The sequence below is a fragment of the Kitasatospora sp. NEAU-CNBT7 genome, from assembly GCF_057220535.1.
On the sequence record NZ_JBXQQB010000124.1, the window covers coordinates 1 to 2,210 of the forward strand.

4 pseudogenes are annotated in these 2,210 nt (G+C 68.6%); 2 read left to right on the forward strand and 2 right to left on the reverse strand.

The window, feature by feature from the left end:
- Positions 1-128, reverse strand: a pseudogene (locus AC2TEW_RS38940) (IS630 family transposase); the annotation flags it as partial.
- Between the two features lie 238 nt (positions 129-366).
- On the opposite strand from AC2TEW_RS38940, the pseudogene AC2TEW_RS38945 reads away from it, so the two are divergent.
- Positions 367-771: pseudogene (locus tag AC2TEW_RS38945) on the forward strand (transposase); the annotation flags it as partial.
- A gap of 79 nt (positions 772-850) precedes the next feature.
- A pseudogene (locus AC2TEW_RS38950) lies at positions 851-1,828 on the forward strand (IS701 family transposase); the annotation flags it as partial.
- On the opposite strand, the pseudogene AC2TEW_RS38955 reads toward AC2TEW_RS38950, so the two are convergent.
- Positions 1,827-2,210, reverse strand: a pseudogene (locus tag AC2TEW_RS38955) (transposase); the annotation flags it as partial. The pseudogenes AC2TEW_RS38950 and AC2TEW_RS38955 sit on opposite strands and share 2 nt — an antisense overlap.

Sequence of the window (2,210 nt, forward strand, 5' to 3'; positions counted from 1 at the left end):
GGGGTCTTGTGGGTGGCGTAGTTATCGCAGATCAGGTGCACGTCCAGGCCGGCGGGCACTTCCTTGTCGAGCTTGGCGAGGAACTTCTTGAACTCGGCCGCGCGGTGGCGACGGTGGAGGGAGCCGACAGGGCTGATGCAAAGTTAGTTGATCTTGCATCGTTCCTGGTCAGCATGGGTGTCCGAAGCAGATGAAGCTCCGTTGTGGTTTTGCCATGTCCTGTCCCTGCTCGGAGTGTGGTGCCGGTGTGTCGGGCGCGCACGGTTTCCCGGAGCTGGTTGGCGCCCTGCGCGATCCGCGGAAGGCCCGGGGGCGCCGGCATCCGCTGCGCGCGGTGCTGCTGGTTGCGCTGTGTGCCATGGCCTGCAGGCCGGCGACAGCCCACAGTTCGTCCCCGTCCTCGCCAAGGTGCGTGTGCGCCTGCCCGTCGGGCGACCGCGCACCCGGCCCGGCGCGGTCGCCGCAAACAAGGCCTACTCGTCCCGCGCCAACCGCGCTTACTTGCGCAAACGCGGTATCAAGGCTGTGATCCCGGAGAAGAAGGACCAAGCCGCCAGCCGGAAACGGAAAGGCAGAAGGGGCGGCCGACCCATCGACCACGACGCCGACCTCTACAAGGAGCGGAACACCGTCGAGCGCCTGATCAACAAACTGAAGGCCTGGCGGGGCATCGCCACTCGCTTCGACAAGACGCCCGAGAGCTACCTCGCAGGCCTCCACCTCCGCGCCTCGATGATCTGGATAGACGACCTCGTGCGACCGCTCAACTGATCACAACATCACACAGGCCCTAGTAGTACTTCGTTAGGTTGATTTGATCTTGACGGCGCGGTGGTGCATGCTGCGGTCTGTGGATCTTGATGAGGTTGAGAGGCTTCGCGAAGACCTCGGCGACTTCGTGGTCGAGGTGTTCGCGTCGCTGGCGCGTAAGGATCAGCGCCGGCAGGGGGATTGCTATCTGCGCGGGCTGATGCTGGACGGGCGGCGCAAGTCGATCCAGCCGATGGCCGAGCGGCTGCCGGACGGGAACATGCAGGCGTTGCAGCAGTTCGTCAGTCAGTCGCCCTGGGACCACACGCCGGTGCTGCGGAAAATCGCCGGGAAGATGACCTCCGCTCTCGCGCCAGAGGCGTGGGTGATCGACGACACCTCGTTTCCGAAGGCCGGGGACCAGTCGGTGGCCACTTCGCGGCAGTACTGCGGCGCGCTGGGCAAGCGCTCGCTGTGCCAGGTCGGGGTGAGCGTCCACGCCGTCACCGACCAGGCCTCCAGCCCGTTGTCGTGGCGGCTGTTCGTGCCGCCGGACTGGGACGACCGAGACGATGAGCGCAGGCGACGCACCGGCCTGCCGCCGGAGGTCGGGCACATCGAGAAGTGGCGGCTGGCCATCGACATGCTGGAAGAGTTGACCTCCTGGGGGCTCGCCCCGCAGGTCGTGGTCGCCGACGCGGGATACGGCCAGTCCGCGGCCTTCCGTCACGCCCTGCGCTCGCGGGAGCTGGACTACATCGTGGCGGTGCGCGGGGACGAGACCGCGCACCGCCACGACGCCGAGCCCGAGGCGCCCGCCTACGGAGGCGCCGGCCGCAGGACCCTGCCCCGCTATCGCACGGATTCCGTCGCCCTGCACGAGCTCGCCATCGAGGGCGGGCGGCGGGCGTTTCGGCAGGTCACCTGGCGCCCGGGCAGCCGCGGAGCGATGCGCTCACGCTTTCGCGTCCTGCAGGTGCGGCCCGCGGGGAAGATCCCCCGGGCACTCGCCGCCGCCGACGCGGGCGGAGGCGCCTCCTGGGACGGCGTCCTGCCGGCCGAGACCCTGCTCGTCGAAGTGCGGGCTTCCGGCGCATGGTCCAGCGTTTGCGGCCGGTGCCGGTGGGGTCCAGGCTCATGACGGCCATGTAGACGCACTTGAGCGCGGCAGCCTCGTTCGGGAAGTGCCCCCGGGCGCGGACCGCCTTGCGTATGCGGGCGTTCACGCTCTCGATCGCGTTGGTCGTGCAGACGACCCGGCGGATCTCCGCGTCGAACTGCAGGAACGGCACGAACTCGGCCCAGGCGTTCGACCAGAGCCGAACGATCGCCGGATACTTGGCGCCCCATTCCTCCTGGAACTCCAGGAAGCGTTCCTCGGCGGCGTCGGCGGTCGGCGCGGTGCAGATCGGCTTGAGCGCGCGGGAGATCTTGTCCCAGTCCTGGCGGGCCGCGTAGCG